Source organism: Clostridiales bacterium, assembly GCA_030016385.1.
Classification (GTDB): domain Bacteria; phylum Bacillota; class Clostridia; order Clostridiales; family Oxobacteraceae; genus JASEJN01.
This window is the reverse complement of sequence record JASEJN010000011.1, coordinates 26,333-40,997: the sequence shown is the minus strand read 5'-3', so window position 1 is coordinate 40,997 and position 14,665 is coordinate 26,333. Positions and strand designations below refer to the sequence as shown.

Here is a 14,665-nt window from a genome sequence, read left to right as displayed (position 1 = left end):
CATATTTTTTACTTATGTTTTTTTACTTAACATCAACTATAATTTTTGCACTGGAATTGCCACTAAATATATTATCATAGAAATCGAGTTCTAATTTATTGCCTTCATTGAATCCATATGCCATTTCAGCAGTGCATTGTTTCCCCTTTGCTATTTGCTGAGGATTCTTTTCTGCTCCTGCCGGATATGTCTCAAGTACGTTACCCTTTTCATCATATACTTTGAAATCCGTATCGAATATCCCTATACCCTTATCACAGTTCAAATTTTTATAAGTATATTCAATCACAGCAACCTTTGATGCCTTTTGATCTGAAAATTCATTCCTGTCTTTTGTTAAAAATGCTTTATTAATAGTAACAGTGTATTGATTATTGATATTAATTATATCACCAATGTTATAAGTTTTTACTTCCTTAGACAATTCTGATGGTGTTGATGCCGGCTTATCTTCTGTATCTTGTACCTTACCAGATACACTATCTATTGCTTTATTTACTCTTCTTATTGCTGATGCATCACCAACAAAATATCCTGCAATAAAAGTAAAAAATGCAATAAGAATCGTTATAATAATTGATTTTTTACTCAAGATTAATTCATCTCCCTTATATTTATACCAATATTTTACTACTTATCTTTTATAAAGTCGATGAATTCCTGATTGCTATTTTGCTTTTCGCCCTTCCACCTGATCCTGTTCCAATTTATCTGGCCTTTATCATCAGTTGCATAATTTAGCAATAAAAAAGCTACTTCATCAAAACAGAAAGCTATATAAGGATCATCAATATCCATTATTTCACTTGGCCTTTTCTGGTAATGCTCTGCCATCATTATTACTTGTGCCATTCGCCTTGTCTGTACGAAAGGAATTTAGCTGTACTACCCCCGTAAGGCACCAATCCATTATTGCATACATCTGGTCATCTGTTATAATATCCTGAACTTCTTCATAAGTAGGCTCTACCATAGAAGCCTTACAATAAAATTCAAGTACTTGGCCGCTTTTCGTTAATGCAGGTGTATCATCCTTACTTTTATGATCCTTGGGTACCCCTGGAATACGGTCCATTATAGCACTCAATAAAGGATTAGGTATTTTGCCTTGAGCTGCCATCTGCGGCAGGTTAGGCCTTTTTAATTTTACTGTCATAGTTTCATTAGATTCAAATCCCGGTATTGTAATTATCTTTATGGCTTTTCCATGCCATTGCTCAGTAATAGTTCCCATTATTATCCCTCCAAAATAAAGACTCCCGGTGATTATGCCGGGAGTTCGGTCAAATATTTAAATGTTACCGGTGATTCACCACTTGCCGGTCTTGATTTTGCCTCCAATTGCTCACTGAAAAAGTCTCCATCTTTAATATTATAATTGACTGGTTTTCCTGAACAATGTAAATAGTCAAATTCTACATATCCCTTTATATCGCCATTTATATCCTTATCTTCCGTATAAATTTTAAGTATAAATTTCTTTCTTTCGACTGGTACCCCAACAACTGGTGCAGTATAAGTTTTCGTTGCTGTTTCCCATATACCGCCATCAATAAGCGCCAACAATTCCGGCTGAGCAGTTACACTCGTTAATGTAATATCATAACCCATAACAATATCTTCTGTATTATTCTGAGCCTTAATGACATTTTTAACCCTTAATGATTTTTCTTCACCGGCACTAATATACGCTTTGATATCTGCTTCACTTGCTACATTTATAAGTGTATAGTTTACCGGCGTAGTTTCTTCCGTTGTAATATCCACTCTTGCAATATTTGCAAGTGCAAATTCTGTTATGTCAGACATAATATTACCTCCATTATAATTTCTTTAAAATTTGATATTCAATTGATGTTGTATAGGCCTGTATTTCATCATCTACAATAACAGGTGTTTCATTTCCTGTCTTTTTTAACTGCGGTAATTCCTTCATTGCCGCCTTTATGCTGTTTATATAGGGCTCAACCTGAATATAGCTTGCAATCGGTACAAATAAAATAAAGTCTACTAATCTATAGCCAACCTTATTCGTACCGATCATTCCCGATTGCTCTTCTTCTCTTATAACGCAATAATTATTTTCACATAGTCCTTCATGTTGCCCGGGCGCATATGGATTTAAATCCCATGATTTTAACTTATCATATATAATCTGCCACATTAATCTTTCACCAACTTTTGATATCCTTCTAATATCGCTTTTGCATTCTTTTGAATTGTTGGCTCTAATATTGCATATTTCTTTTCATGCGCCAGCTCAAGGTATACGCTATATTCCATGCCACCACTTAATACCACTTTCAATTTGTTTGCGTCCCATCCCGAAGAACCATTTAATCCTTGCCTTGCGTGGCCTGTTCTGTCTGTCCATGGTGCGTTACTCTTTGCTTCGGCTTCAAGTTTTTTTGCCGCAGTATCAGCATATAATTTTAATGCTGCTTTTATTTTGTTTGCTGCTCCATTCAAATCAATATTCCCTTTTATATCGTTCATTTTTCTACCTCTAAATTGCATAACCAGAATATATTATATTGATTAGATATATATTGAACTATATATTTAGTCCCATTTACTGTAAAATAATCTCCCGTTTCTATAGTATAACCCTCATTTATTACCGCAGTTAAATTTATATTCCTCATAGTTTGTATCGTACCTGCATCATTTATGGTTATTGCCGGATTTAATGCATTATCTTCCAAAAAACCGTTAAACGTGGCAACATTTATCTCACTCGTTATCTTACCGCCATAGCCATCATCAATTACATGCAATCTCTTGAGATTTATTTGTACTGGCAAAGTATCGATAGCTCTTTGAACTTGATTTTTTATTCTTTCAATATTTATCAAGCATCATCAGCTCTTTTCATATTACCTGTCATATTTGTCCTGAATAGTTTAGCCCTTCTAACCCAGAATTTTTCGTTTGAGGCTGTATTAATAGGTCCCAACTTAACGCTATCGTCTTGCGCTTTTATAAGGCACCCTTGGTAACTCGCTTCTTGCACTGTATTGAATTGAGTTAATAAGTTTTGCAAATCTATATCTGTAAAATATGGGAATTTATCTTCAAGCAAATTATTTTTTAGATTTTCGAGGTCTGACATTTTTAACCGCCTCTACTTTCTTAATTGTATAACCCTGTTCTTTAAACCATTCTATAAGCCATTTATTGTCTGTATATCCAATCCCATTATTAAAGAATATACCGGCCGAATAGCCGGTATATTCTTCATTAGGTGCATATATTTTAGCCATATATAGTACCCCCTATTTAACTTTAATGTTTCTCTTTTCATATTTCTTATGGGGATTAACAGGTTCTACTAATCTATCAGTAGAAAATCCTTGTTTATATCTCCAATGTAATGTTGCATAAGGAATATTTGTTTTTTCAGATAGTTCTCCTAGCGTAATAAATTTACCTTGATATTCAACTTTTAAAGTATTCCTTCTATTCCTTATTTGCCTTTTCATAGATATCCATCTGCAGTTATTTGGCTCATAATTACCATTTACATTTACCCTGTCAATTGTCAACTCTTCCGAATAACCATTATTTAAAGCCCAATTGAAAAAATTATCAGGTATAAGCCATTCATCACAGATTTTTATTCCTCTTCCACCATAATCAAGGTAACTTTTATTATTTTTATTGTAGCATCTATCTTTCATTGATACCCACGAAGCATATAATTTTGTGTTAGATTGCATGTGCCTACTTGTATCAGGACATCTTTCTATTACTTTCTCCATATTGTAGCACCCACAAGATTTTGTATGTCCGCGTCTTAAATCATTAGTTCTTACGATAGCTTCATTGCCACATTCACATTCGCATAGCCATCTAGCACTACCCCATTTGTCATTTTTAACCCTTTTAATTACTGTGAGCCTGTTGAATTTTTCTCCTGTTAAATCCAATGCTTTAACCATGGTACAACCTCCTTAAGATAATTATATCATGGTTAATTTACTAAAGCAACTGGATTACATTCTGCTATTTAACTTTTATATTGCGAAGAACTCCTGCCGCTCTTGTCGATTTTAAGACTACAGCTGCAATCATCTCAACTTCGCCTTTCTTTATTGCTCCAGGCTGTGTAAAATCAGGTAAATATGTTCTAATAACTCTATTCCCTGTAACTGTCGCAGCATGGAAACCATCAAGTCCAAGTCTTATAGCATATAAATCGGTAAGACCTGTTACTACAGTGGTGCCATCTGGTTTACGTGTATCAATAATTGGTACTGTCGGTACTGTCTGACCTGAATCGTCGACATAATAGCCAAGGTCTAATAAAGGAATTCCATCATAAGTATCAACTTTTCTCCCAAATGAATCCTCAGATGGTGTCAAATAACCAGACCTTCTCGCAACAGCTTTTATTTTTGTCATGAGTTTTGAATTTCCTGCTAAAAATGAAGGTCTGCCATCAAGCTCTGCAAGGAAATCATCAAGTGCATCTAAAAATGCTTTGTAATTTGTGTCAAGTTTATCACTTGTGCTTAAGTCTATAGAAGTTGCCGTGCCAATTTCTGTAGAGCTTCCTGTCAAAGCCTTATTAAGCCCGTCAAACGCTTTTGAGTCTACTGCACTATCACCATTTATAACCGTATAATGGAATAAATTGCTTGCAGCCTTTATTTTCTCCTGCAACTGGAAATTAACCTCATCTACTGCTCCTGCTGTTTCGGCAATTACCCTATCAATATCAAATGCTCCGCCAAAAATCTTTAAATTAGCAGTATGCGGTTCCCTATCTGCCACCTGTGGAGTATATTCATTATTTATATCCCTAAATCCTGCTTTTGCCGGTGTCTTTAATCTTACATATCCATAAGTCAAGGTACTTCCGCCTGTCCCTGGTGAAACTGCATCATCAAATGTTAACTGGTCTAATAATAATGAACTCCTCCTAAATTCGTCTATAACCTGCTGGTCTACCTTATTCGCCATTCCTACCTTTGCCTGCGCTAATGTTACTGGCATATTAAATCATTCCTCCTATTATTTTTTATTATAAAATTGTGATAAAGCATCTTTTAAACTTGCTGCCGGTTGTGGTATTTTACCTTTGCTACCATTCCCCAAACTTCCTCCTGTGCCCGTCGGCTGTACTTCTTTAAACAAATAAGGTTTACTCTCTTTTAATCCCTTTATTTGTTCTTCAAGCCCTGTTATTTTACCATCGTCTGCAATATTGATTGCATCTTGTTTTAAGTGCGGTAAAATATCCGTTACATCGTTAGGATTAGCTTTCAATACCTCAAGTTTTATAGCACTTAACTTTCTTGTATTATTCAATTCGGTTTCCTTATCTGTGATTTGCTTTTTTAGTGCTTCTATAGTATTTGCAGCTTCCTCGTTATCCTTGACGGTTTTTTGTAATTCTCCAAGTTGCTTATTTAAGCTCTCTACCTGCTGTTTATATTGCTTCTTTTCCTCATTTGTAGTATCAAATTTTTCTTTTGGTATCCAATTCCCATCACTTACTATTGCTATTTTTTTATCACCCAATTTTGCCATTAACTGATTGTATAATTCTTCTCCTAATAATTCTTTTAAATCCATTATATTATTCCTCCCTATTTAACCTTTTTATAGTGGTCGGCTCCACCAATAGCTTGCGTTTTTGTACGGAACTTTTAAAACCGCGTCGGGTAGTTTTAAACCGTGCCAGGGCATAAAAATAAGACATATAATTATGCCTTATGGTTGACGATTTTACATGCCTTTACCGAAATAATTGACAAATTATTTTTTTAGGGTTGGCAGGGGATTAGCCTTCCTTAGACAGGACCACCTCCTTCACTCTTTAAAAATACCGGGGTTATCTTTGATTACTTCATATAACCCTTTTGCCAGCTGTTGTACCTGTTTTTCCTCCAGCCCTATATCAAAAATATCATCAATACCATGGATAACCTCATGCATAAGAGCACATTTTTGTGTGTCGTCACTATAGATAGTCGATATTTCTATAAAGCAATCATCATAATGTATTACTCCATAGCATATATCTTTATCATCTATTACATTGCCTTTGACCTTTTGTACTTCATAATCCTTAAAGCCTATCTTAATTTTATCTGGTATGTTCACGATAGCACCACCTTAATCAATAACTTTTAGGACAATCGCCGGACCATTGAAGTTTTCCCGGATATTTTTATATTTGCTCTCCCAATAAAAAAACGCCTTTCAGCGTTTAGTATGTTTTATTTACTTCATTATCCCAAATAGGAATTGTTTCCTTATTGATTTTTATATCCATATTCACCCTATTTTTAAGGTCACATAAAAGTAAATATGCATCCATATCATTATTAATGTTAGCCATATATGTTTCATAGGTTATTGGGTTAAAAACTATACCTTTTAATTCCTCGATTAGTGCCTTATATTCTTTATCATCACTTATTACTTTCCCAGAGTCAATTTCAAAATTATAACCATCAATTGTGCCTTTTATCAATATATCCCCTCCATTATCGCATATATCAACTTAAAATGTTCTTTGTCGTAAAAATAAAAACTAATTGGATCATCAAACATTTCAGCCAATCCCATGCTTACTACTTCCGTCCCTTTAGGATTGTTTTTCTCCCAGTCATATACTTTCCCGACATAGTGGTTAAAAAATTTATCCCTATATCCGAATTCATCTTTACCTACATATATTCTTTCTAAATTCTCTCCTTGCGTCCTTTTTTTGAAAAACACCCTTACAAATCCATTAATATCGACATTTGCGTCATGTATGACATGCCCACATTCATGGATAGCATCTTTAGTCCTTGTATCCGTTGGAAGGTAAATATCAGATATTCCTGACTCATAAGCTCTGCTGCCCTTTGATAACACATTTAATTTAATCCCTCTTACCGGTGTATCCCTTCCATTTATATATTTATTCAGCCATTGGTTTGCTTCATTTAAGGCATTATTTAACGCTTTTGCTCTAATTTTATATGGTGGGATAATTGTTAAGTTCTTTTTCTGCGCATCTGTCAAGTTAAACTCTGCTAATTTAAAATTGGCAAATGCTAATTTCCTGCCTTTTATCATCCCATTGTATATTTCATCTTCCATTAAATTCGATACTCTTAATGCATGTATTTTATACATTGGGTCTTTTATGGTCTCATATAAACCCGCTAAGCCATCCGCTGCCGCACTTTGTTCTCCAATTGTTTTTGCATTATTAAATTGTTTAACGTATTTCAATATCTCTTCATTTATTCCCAAATGAATAGGCCTATCTTTGGGTAAAACCGATATTCTGTCTCCTTCTATTTTGTATTCTATTTTGCCTAATGCATTATTTACTACATTCTCATTAACCATATCTCCTATTAATTTATCGCTTACTTCTATGACATAATTATATCTCTGTTCAGCATCTGTTAAAGTATTTATATAACTCATATGCTTTGCATAATCAAAGTTCCCTTTGCTGTCAAATGAATATTTTATTCGTTCATTAATTGCATTTTTCGTAACTTTGTCAATATCAATTATATTGTCTGCAAATATGTCTTATATCTATTATACCATTCATCAAGCTTATCATCACTCTCACCGTCTGCCCAATCTCTTAACTCATCTGCCATTTCATCATACGTCTGCGGTATTATTGCATATGTAACGCATAAACATTGTGGGTGTCCAACCGGCACTTCACCTTTCCTAAAATTGCCTTTCCCGAATCCTTCGTCATGTCTTGCATATTCATCACATATATCTTCTCCCCAGTTTTTGATTTGTCTCTCGTAATGCTGTGATGACAACTCCCAGTGCATGGCTTCAATAAATGGGTTTATCTCTGCTGATTTATTCTGTGCTTCCCTAAATCCATGAGTAATACTTGTCCTTGCCAACCTCTGAGCATTATAATCTATTTGTTTATTCCGCATATTCGGATATACATTTCCCCAGCTCCATGGTCTTTGCGCCGTCGGTTTAACAAATGTCTCAAGGTCTTTTGCTAATTCATATGCTGATTTTTGCTCTGTAATAGCCTTTTTAATAACATAATCAATATTTTGCTTATACTCATTGGATATATTCCATATCCTATTGCTCAACCCCTTATCATCTTTATATATATCTCCATTTTCCATGATAGTCAACACATTTTCTGGCACTTGCGAGAACATATCTGTGAAGTGCGGGCCAACATCTATACCAATTTTATAAAAAGCATTTTTCAATATCTGCGCATCTGGCTCTACTGCATAGTTCCCTGTTTGTCTTATGGCATTTTTTATTTTTCCGCTTAGTGATATATTAAGTTTATCTCTTGCATTCTGTAAGTTTTTTGCATAGTCCATATACCATCTTTGCGTTAATGATTTATCCTTTGCTGCTGCTGCCTTATCGCTTAATTCCTTTATGGAGTCCTCGTAAATTTTCGCTATCTCTTTTTGCTGCTCAATTGTTAACTTTAACATTTTGTTCCGTGCTGCCATAACTAATGACTCATAGTCATTCATTTGTACCGCCGCCTAATTCGTTAGCTGCTGCCTGGACGAAATTATCCTGCGTCATGCCACTTTCCGTTATTATTTGCTCAAGTTCTGCATCAACGTCTGTCACATCCTGCCATTTCTTTATGAAGGATTTTTTGCTCATAACTTGTGCAGCAACTTTCTCCAAATCAAGCCTTTGCTGATCCGCTTCATCCTCCGGTATCGGATATGTATGTTCTATTGTCATAGTAGTATCAAATTTAACGATATCTCTTGCGTTATAAAGGTTATATACATCTACCATTTTGAAGATATAATCTACCATTTGATTTAATGCCGGTCCCCATTCCCCCCAGCTTTCCTCGCATGCAGATATAATATCCCAATATAACGCCTTCATGCTCTTACCTGATTGCATAAGCCCTTTTAATTGCTCCAGCCCTATATTAGGTACTGACATTGCATCATACATATCATTTTTAATTCTATTCACCGTATCTTGGTACTTATCATTATAGCCAAAGCTACTTTCCAATCTGCTCACCGTCGCCTGTTTCCCATCCATAACAGCGTCTGTTTGCAAATCTATCATTGCACCTGGAGCTATTTCAATATTTTTAATTGAATCCTCGCTTGCATCCGTTATGACATTCTGCCCAAACATCTGGAATCTAAGTGCATCTATATCATCAGACGTCAATCTATTATAAGCATCTTGGTTGCTCCATAATAAATCTACGTCTGAACGTCCTTCCGTCTCGCCTGTTAATCCGCCATTCTGTATGATTATTACCGGGATAAAATCTAATCCTGTATTATAATCTTGGAACGGTGTTTCTATTACTGCGCCCGTGCCGTCATAAGTACCTTCATTAAGAATACATTTACCATTAATCATTTCCCATGTTTGTTTCTTAATGATTTGCTCTTTAGGTAATATAGCGTCTTGTATCATATATACAAATATAACTTTATACAAATTATCTATATCATCAATATCATAGAATGGAATAAATTCCTGCGCTGGGCAAAATATAATTTTTAATCCTATTTCTTTTTGCGCCCATAGCTTTATTGCGATCTTACCGCCAATACTATAATCTTTATATGCTTTTAGTAATTTGCTATTGAATTTATTCGCATCTAATATTTTATAGAGAACGTCCTCTTTTAATTGCGCATTATCCGCATTTGCTGTGCTTCCCTTTGCATCCGCCACTTTTGGTTTTATGTTAAAATATATCTCTTTTCCAAACATAAAGCGAGCCCTTTTGTCGATTAATTCCTTTATTTTGTTTGTAATTTTTTTTGTCGGCACATAATCAAGACCGCTCTTTGTTTCCCATTCCTGCTTGCCATCATAGATATCATACCATCTATTAATTTTGTTTATACGCTCCAATTGGTCTATAAAAAGGCCTTGCAAATCGGCTTTTAATAGTTGCGAATAATCAATCATTGTCTCGCTCCCTTCCCTGAATAGTTTCTTTTCCTTCTCTCCATTCTCATTAATTCTGTCGCATACCTTAACGCATCTAATAAATGGTTGTTAAAGTCCACTGGTTCATCTAATACATTCCCATCTTTGTCCTCTCTGTATTTGTATGATTGGATTTCATTAATAAAATTTATACAAGACGGATGTATATGCATCTTATGGCGCTTTACAAAATCAATACCAAACCGCACACTATCTTTGCCTTTAGTACATGGTCTTATTTTAAACCCTGCCTTTTTAAATTCTTGTATTCTTGCAGGCTCCGCACTATCGGCTATTATCCATTTATCTCTTGTTATTTTCTCTTTGCATATATCTATAAGTTGTGAATTATCCAAATGTGTTTGGTATAATTCATCTAATATATATAATTCATCGTCTTTTACACCTACTTTGCATAATGCCGATGGGTCGTTATAACCAAAATCAAGCCCATAGTAAATTGCACTATACCCGTTTTCATCCGTCGGGATATCCTCAACTATATAATTCGTATATATTCGGTTGCCTAACTGTCCCCATTCGCCAAGTGCATATACTTGGTAGAAGTATTTATCTTTATTCTTTAGGTCCTGCAATTCTGCTATATATTCATCATCAAGGAATTTATTATCCTTGTAGGTTGTCTTTAATATTGTTGTATTGTCCTTTTTTATGTCAAAGAAATATGCCTTTAGCCAGTGCGTATTTATTATCGGGTTAAATGTTAGCACTATTTGTTTATTTACCTTTGTTATCCCTCTTAACCTCAGGTTAATTTGCTCAAAATCTTCTTTTGATACTTCGCTTGCTTCTTCTATCCATATATCCGTTATGCCAACTATCGATTTTAACTTTTCTACATCGTCTAATCCTAAAAATAAAAAACGGTTACTGTTTGCTAAACAAGTAATCGTCATATCGCTTTTATTCACTTCAAAATAATCCGTTAATCCCATGTCCCCTATAACATTCCTGATTAATAGGAACACAGAAAACCGCAGGGTCCTTGCAACTTTACGAACGCATAAAAAGCTATGTCCTGCCTCTCCTATGCACATTAATACAAACCATTGCGCAACAAATACGCTTTTGCCGCTTCCTGCGCCTCCGTATATTACCTTAAACCGTCGGTTATCGCTTACTATTGGCCTATATGCTTCGTTCATCCCTGGGTGTATTACCATTATTTCCAGTCCACCTTTATTTCTATCCCGCCGGAATGGGTTAGGTCCATTTGTTCACGCTTTCCCCATTTATCCGGATGCTTCCGCTCTAAGTACCACGCCGCTGCCTGCCATGTTGTACTGCCCGCCTTTTGAATTAATGTTACATTTCGCATTTCGGCCTCTGCCTCTGCCCTTTTTATTGCGTCTACAAAGTCAAAATACAGCCCGCTATGGGCCTTCTCCCCTTTTTTCAACCAATTGTAGTATGTCTGCTTACTTATGTTGAGGTACTGGCATACGGTTTCTATATAATTCCCTGCTGCAACATACTTATATACCTTTTCTACAATATCGCTATTTAGCTTAGGTCGTCGCATTGTTAAACACCTCTTTGCCGCTTAACTTTTTCTCGCCTCTTATTAAATATATTTGGCTGTCGTCATTTTTTAATTGCTTAAATCGCTTTACTATTACATCGCAGTATCTTGGATCCATTTCAATATTAATTGTTTTCCTGTGTAATTGCTCTGCCGCTATCATTGTGCTTCCGCTGCCAGCGAACGTGTCCAATATTACATTGCCCTTCATGCTTGAATTACAAATCAACCTTCCTATAAGTTTTACGGGTTTCATCGTTGGATGCTCTGTACTCCTCATCGGCTTATCTTCATATATAACCGTTGTATTGCCTGTATTTTCCATTTCCCTTATATAATGGATTATTTCGCTTTTGCTCATTTTGCTAAAGTCCGGGTCATCCTCAATTACAGTCGGCTTGTCAAATCCGCCATACCATATATGGCTTGCCCCTTCTTTCCAGCCATATATAATGGGTTCATGTTTCCATTTATAGTCTTGCCTGCCTAACGTTATATTGTTTTTTACCCATATTAATATTTGGGCCATTTTAAATCCTGCTGCAGTAAATGCTTGCCCGGCATGTACCATTTCCATTGAAGCATGGAATATATATATTGGCCTGCCCGGTCTTAACACATTATATATATTCTTAAATGCTGTGCATAAAAATTCTTCATACTCTGTGCCTGCCATTTTATCATTATCTATTTTTAATTGGTCTTTTGTTTTGCCTACATAGTCCACATTATATGGCGGGTCCGTAATGCATAAGTCTATATTTTCTATGCCTTTATATGTTTCGGCATCTGTCGCATCTGCGCAAATTAATTTATGGCCTCCTAATATCCATATATCCCCTGCTTGCGTTATCGGGTTTTCTGGCATCACTGGGACTTCATCTTCATCTATATCCTCCGGAGTTATGAATTCATTTGCCAACTCTTCTATTTCTTTAGCCCCAAAGCCTGTCAATTCGAGTGTTGCATCGTCAAGCTCGCTTATTAATTCATTTAGTTTTTCTTCATCCCAGTCGCCCTGTATTTTATTCAGGGCAATATTTAAAGCCTTTTCTTTGTTCTGGTCCAAATCTACAACCGATACATCAACTGTTTTATATCCGAGTTGCTTTAATATTTTTAACCTTTGATGCCCTCCAATTAAAACATTCCCCCGCTTATTCATAACGAGTGGGTCTACAAGACCAAAATTTAATATCGACTTTTTTAATTTCTCATACTCTGGGTCACCGGGTTTTAAATCTTTTCTCGGGTTATATGGTGCTGGGTTTATTGTATTTATGTCAACCTTTTCTATATCCATAGTGCATCTCCTAAATCTGCAACCTTATGCCATTAATCCTGCCGCTTTTAACTTTGCTAAAAGTGCATTAAAGTCTGCGACTAATCCTGCTATATCTGTCGCCGTTGAATCCGCCTGTGTCGCCGCTTTAGTCGCTGTTAGCTTTGCGTTCAGTACCGCCGCTAAATCCGTTATATTTGCCATCACATGCGTATGCGCAGAGGGTGCAAATGTACTTGGCTTCCCTGAAACATTCGCCCATGCCACTGCATTAGCATTATCCGCTGTCCCCGCATATGGTGCCTTTGCATTAGCGGCAAACATCTCCGTTGTTATACTCCCTGCCGCTGGTGTTGATTCCACTTGTAACTTGTCCGTTATAGTCCCATCTGGCAATATCCATTTTGCCGCCGCTGGTGCGTAATTATCGTATTCACTCATCATTATCCCTTCTTTTTAAAACATTAAATAAAAAAGCACCTGAATTTAATCAAGTGCTTTATCTATCTATTATTCTATTTTATAGCATATCACATTTTAAACCGTAATTAGTCCTGAACTTTTGTCCTGAACTTTTGTAATATTTATACTATTTTAACAGGCGGCGAGGATTTGCACCTCGCATGGTATTAGGCTTTTATATACCTGACTTATGCCATAGAGCCAGCGTCTACTATTCCGCCACGCCATATACATTATAACGCATCACTTTGATTTAATGTTATATTCTCTACATCTATTAAATTATACTTTTGCGCTATTAGTGCTGTTGATATTACTATTTCATTCCTCCAAGCAAAACATGTTGTACGTTCTATGTGTAATTTCCTTTGTATATAGGCAGGGCCTCTTTGCTCGAAATATTGAAGCTGCATTAATTTCCCTATTTCTGTACCTTTGTATTTTTTTATAACTTTATCAATAACATTAATCCATGCTTCTTTTATTACTAATTCAGGGTCGGCTAATTTTATCCCTTTTAGCGCTGTCGGGTCTGAATGATGCGATTGTCCTCCTCCTACATTGCCATACATAGTGCTATTCCCGTATATTATTCTTTCCCTTGCCTCTGTAACCTCTTCTTGTATGATGGGATATCTATATAGTTCCCTTTCAATAGCTTTATATATCTTCCTGCTTAGTATGCTCATTATTGCTTGCCCTCCTTAATCCCATACACATAGTATTTATCCTGAAATGCCTTATTGCCGATAGTGTGGGCCTCTGTATGGTGCAAACGGCATAAACATATTTTCTTGTTTTGTGAATCGTCATATTTATTTCTATCCCTGCCCATACCTATTGCATCCCAATGGTGTATTTCCCCCGGCTGCCCGCACACGGCGCATATCTTATGATTTATACATGCCAGTAAATATCTGTCTACATTGTCGGTATATTTTAACGGGTGTTCTGACATCGGTATCCCATTTTCAAATGCAAAATTTAGCAAATAATCTATAAAATCACTTGCTAACTCTTTGCTGCAATTACTTAAGCTAAACATATCATATTGGCTATGCTGCAAAAACTCTATTTTTAGATTGTCCTTTGTGTTCTCGAGACTATCGCCTGTACTATTTGCGATGTCCTTCAATATCGCATATATTTTCTTCCGCTGGTCCTCGTTAATTTGTTTTAGTCTCTCAATTTGTGCTGCATCATTAACCAAAAACTCTATTGTTATCGGCTTATCCATAAAGTTATATATACATTCCATGACTTTACGTGTTTGCTCATCGTCAACCGACAGCGTAACCTTCATGCCTTTTTTTAAAGTCCTTATATTATCTATTTCACAATTGAATTTCAATTATATCCCTCCCCATAATAAAAATGGCACCTCGATTTTCTCGAAGTGCCTCCGGTTTTCCGGTCAG

General features: G+C 35.7%; 23 protein-coding genes. All 23 read right to left on the bottom strand.

From position 1 onward, the window contains the following. Window positions 1–22: 22 nt before the first annotated feature. On the bottom strand, window positions 23–592 hold the full coding sequence (locus tag QME45_04375; protein MDI6617901.1) for a hypothetical protein: 570 nt from the start codon (window positions 590–592) through the stop codon (window positions 23–25). Window positions 593–630: 38 nt separating this feature from the next. Further along, complete coding sequence (locus QME45_04370; GenBank protein ID MDI6617900.1) at window positions 631–798, bottom strand: hypothetical protein; 168 nt, start codon at window positions 796–798, stop codon at window positions 631–633. Between the two features lie 4 nt (window positions 799–802). Continuing rightward, complete coding sequence (locus tag QME45_04365) at window positions 803–1,234, bottom strand: hypothetical protein (GenBank protein ID MDI6617899.1); 432 nt, start codon at window positions 1,232–1,234, stop codon at window positions 803–805. A gap of 32 nt (window positions 1,235–1,266) precedes the next feature. Beyond that, complete coding sequence (locus tag QME45_04360) at window positions 1,267–1,809, bottom strand: hypothetical protein (protein ID MDI6617898.1); 543 nt, start codon at window positions 1,807–1,809, stop codon at window positions 1,267–1,269. A 13-nt stretch (window positions 1,810–1,822) separates the two neighbouring features. Then, window positions 1,823–2,164 carry a hypothetical protein gene (locus tag QME45_04355; GenBank protein MDI6617897.1) on the bottom strand — a complete coding sequence of 114 codons (342 nt, stop codon included), beginning with the start codon at window positions 2,162–2,164 and terminating at the stop codon, window positions 1,823–1,825. Then, on the bottom strand, window positions 2,164–2,496 hold the full coding sequence (locus tag QME45_04350) for a hypothetical protein (protein ID MDI6617896.1): 333 nt from the start codon (window positions 2,494–2,496) through the stop codon (window positions 2,164–2,166). The genes QME45_04355 and QME45_04350 overlap by 1 nt, the downstream gene beginning before the upstream one ends. Beyond that, window positions 2,493–2,855, bottom strand: coding sequence for a hypothetical protein (locus tag QME45_04345; GenBank protein MDI6617895.1), 363 nt, complete (start codon window positions 2,853–2,855; stop codon window positions 2,493–2,495). The genes QME45_04350 and QME45_04345 overlap by 4 nt, the downstream gene beginning before the upstream one ends. Then, complete coding sequence (locus QME45_04340) at window positions 2,852–3,112, bottom strand: hypothetical protein (GenBank protein ID MDI6617894.1); 261 nt, start codon at window positions 3,110–3,112, stop codon at window positions 2,852–2,854. The genes QME45_04345 and QME45_04340 overlap by 4 nt, the downstream gene beginning before the upstream one ends. After that, entirely contained in the window at window positions 3,084–3,263 is a 180-nt protein-coding gene (locus tag QME45_04335; GenBank protein ID MDI6617893.1) for a hypothetical protein, read from the bottom strand. The genes QME45_04340 and QME45_04335 overlap by 29 nt, the downstream gene beginning before the upstream one ends. Before the next feature lie 12 nt (window positions 3,264–3,275). Continuing rightward, on the bottom strand, window positions 3,276–3,941 hold the full coding sequence (locus QME45_04330; GenBank protein ID MDI6617892.1) for a hypothetical protein: 666 nt from the start codon (window positions 3,939–3,941) through the stop codon (window positions 3,276–3,278). A gap of 64 nt (window positions 3,942–4,005) precedes the next feature. Beyond that, window positions 4,006–4,998, bottom strand: a complete 993-nt coding sequence (locus QME45_04325) for a phage capsid protein (protein ID MDI6617891.1) — start codon at window positions 4,996–4,998, stop codon at window positions 4,006–4,008. An 18-nt stretch (window positions 4,999–5,016) separates the two neighbouring features. Next, window positions 5,017–5,580 (bottom strand): phage scaffolding protein, encoded by a 564-nt coding sequence (locus QME45_04320; protein ID MDI6617890.1) that lies wholly within the window; start codon window positions 5,578–5,580, stop codon window positions 5,017–5,019. A gap of 237 nt (window positions 5,581–5,817) precedes the next feature. After that, window positions 5,818–6,111 carry a hypothetical protein gene (locus QME45_04315; GenBank protein ID MDI6617889.1) on the bottom strand — a complete coding sequence of 98 codons (294 nt, stop codon included), beginning with the start codon at window positions 6,109–6,111 and terminating at the stop codon, window positions 5,818–5,820. A 106-nt stretch (window positions 6,112–6,217) separates the two neighbouring features. After that, on the bottom strand, window positions 6,218–6,484 hold the full coding sequence (locus tag QME45_04310; GenBank protein ID MDI6617888.1) for a hypothetical protein: 267 nt from the start codon (window positions 6,482–6,484) through the stop codon (window positions 6,218–6,220). After that, the gene (locus tag QME45_04305) at window positions 6,481–7,437 is read right to left on the bottom strand and encodes a hypothetical protein (protein ID MDI6617887.1); all 957 of its coding nucleotides are present in this window, start codon (window positions 7,435–7,437) and stop codon (window positions 6,481–6,483) included. The genes QME45_04310 and QME45_04305 overlap by 4 nt, the downstream gene beginning before the upstream one ends. 89 nt (window positions 7,438–7,526) lie before the next feature. Then, complete coding sequence (locus QME45_04300; protein ID MDI6617886.1) at window positions 7,527–8,504, bottom strand: hypothetical protein; 978 nt, start codon at window positions 8,502–8,504, stop codon at window positions 7,527–7,529. Beyond that, window positions 8,497–9,939, bottom strand: coding sequence for a phage portal protein (locus QME45_04295; protein MDI6617885.1), 1,443 nt, complete (start codon window positions 9,937–9,939; stop codon window positions 8,497–8,499). Before QME45_04295 ends, QME45_04300 begins: the two co-directional genes overlap by 8 nt. Next, complete coding sequence (locus QME45_04290; GenBank protein MDI6617884.1) at window positions 9,936–11,144, bottom strand: PBSX family phage terminase large subunit; 1,209 nt, start codon at window positions 11,142–11,144, stop codon at window positions 9,936–9,938. Before QME45_04290 ends, QME45_04295 begins: the two co-directional genes overlap by 4 nt. Further along, window positions 11,144–11,503, bottom strand: coding sequence for an IS630 transposase-related protein (locus QME45_04285; protein ID MDI6617883.1), 360 nt, complete (start codon window positions 11,501–11,503; stop codon window positions 11,144–11,146). Before QME45_04285 ends, QME45_04290 begins: the two co-directional genes overlap by 1 nt. After that, entirely contained in the window at window positions 11,490–12,806 is a 1,317-nt protein-coding gene (locus tag QME45_04280; GenBank protein ID MDI6617882.1) for a site-specific DNA-methyltransferase, read from the bottom strand. The genes QME45_04285 and QME45_04280 overlap by 14 nt, the downstream gene beginning before the upstream one ends. Before the next feature lie 24 nt (window positions 12,807–12,830). Next, on the bottom strand, window positions 12,831–13,229 hold the full coding sequence (locus tag QME45_04275; protein MDI6617881.1) for a hypothetical protein: 399 nt from the start codon (window positions 13,227–13,229) through the stop codon (window positions 12,831–12,833). 251 nt (window positions 13,230–13,480) lie between these two features. Continuing rightward, window positions 13,481–13,936: a transcriptional regulator gene (locus tag QME45_04270; protein MDI6617880.1), complete on the bottom strand. Its 456-nt coding sequence runs from the start codon at window positions 13,934–13,936 to the stop codon at window positions 13,481–13,483. Beyond that, window positions 13,936–14,598 carry a putative HNHc nuclease gene (locus QME45_04265; GenBank protein ID MDI6617879.1) on the bottom strand — a complete coding sequence of 221 codons (663 nt, stop codon included), beginning with the start codon at window positions 14,596–14,598 and terminating at the stop codon, window positions 13,936–13,938. Before QME45_04265 ends, QME45_04270 begins: the two co-directional genes overlap by 1 nt. Between the last annotated feature and the right edge of the window lie 67 nt (window positions 14,599–14,665).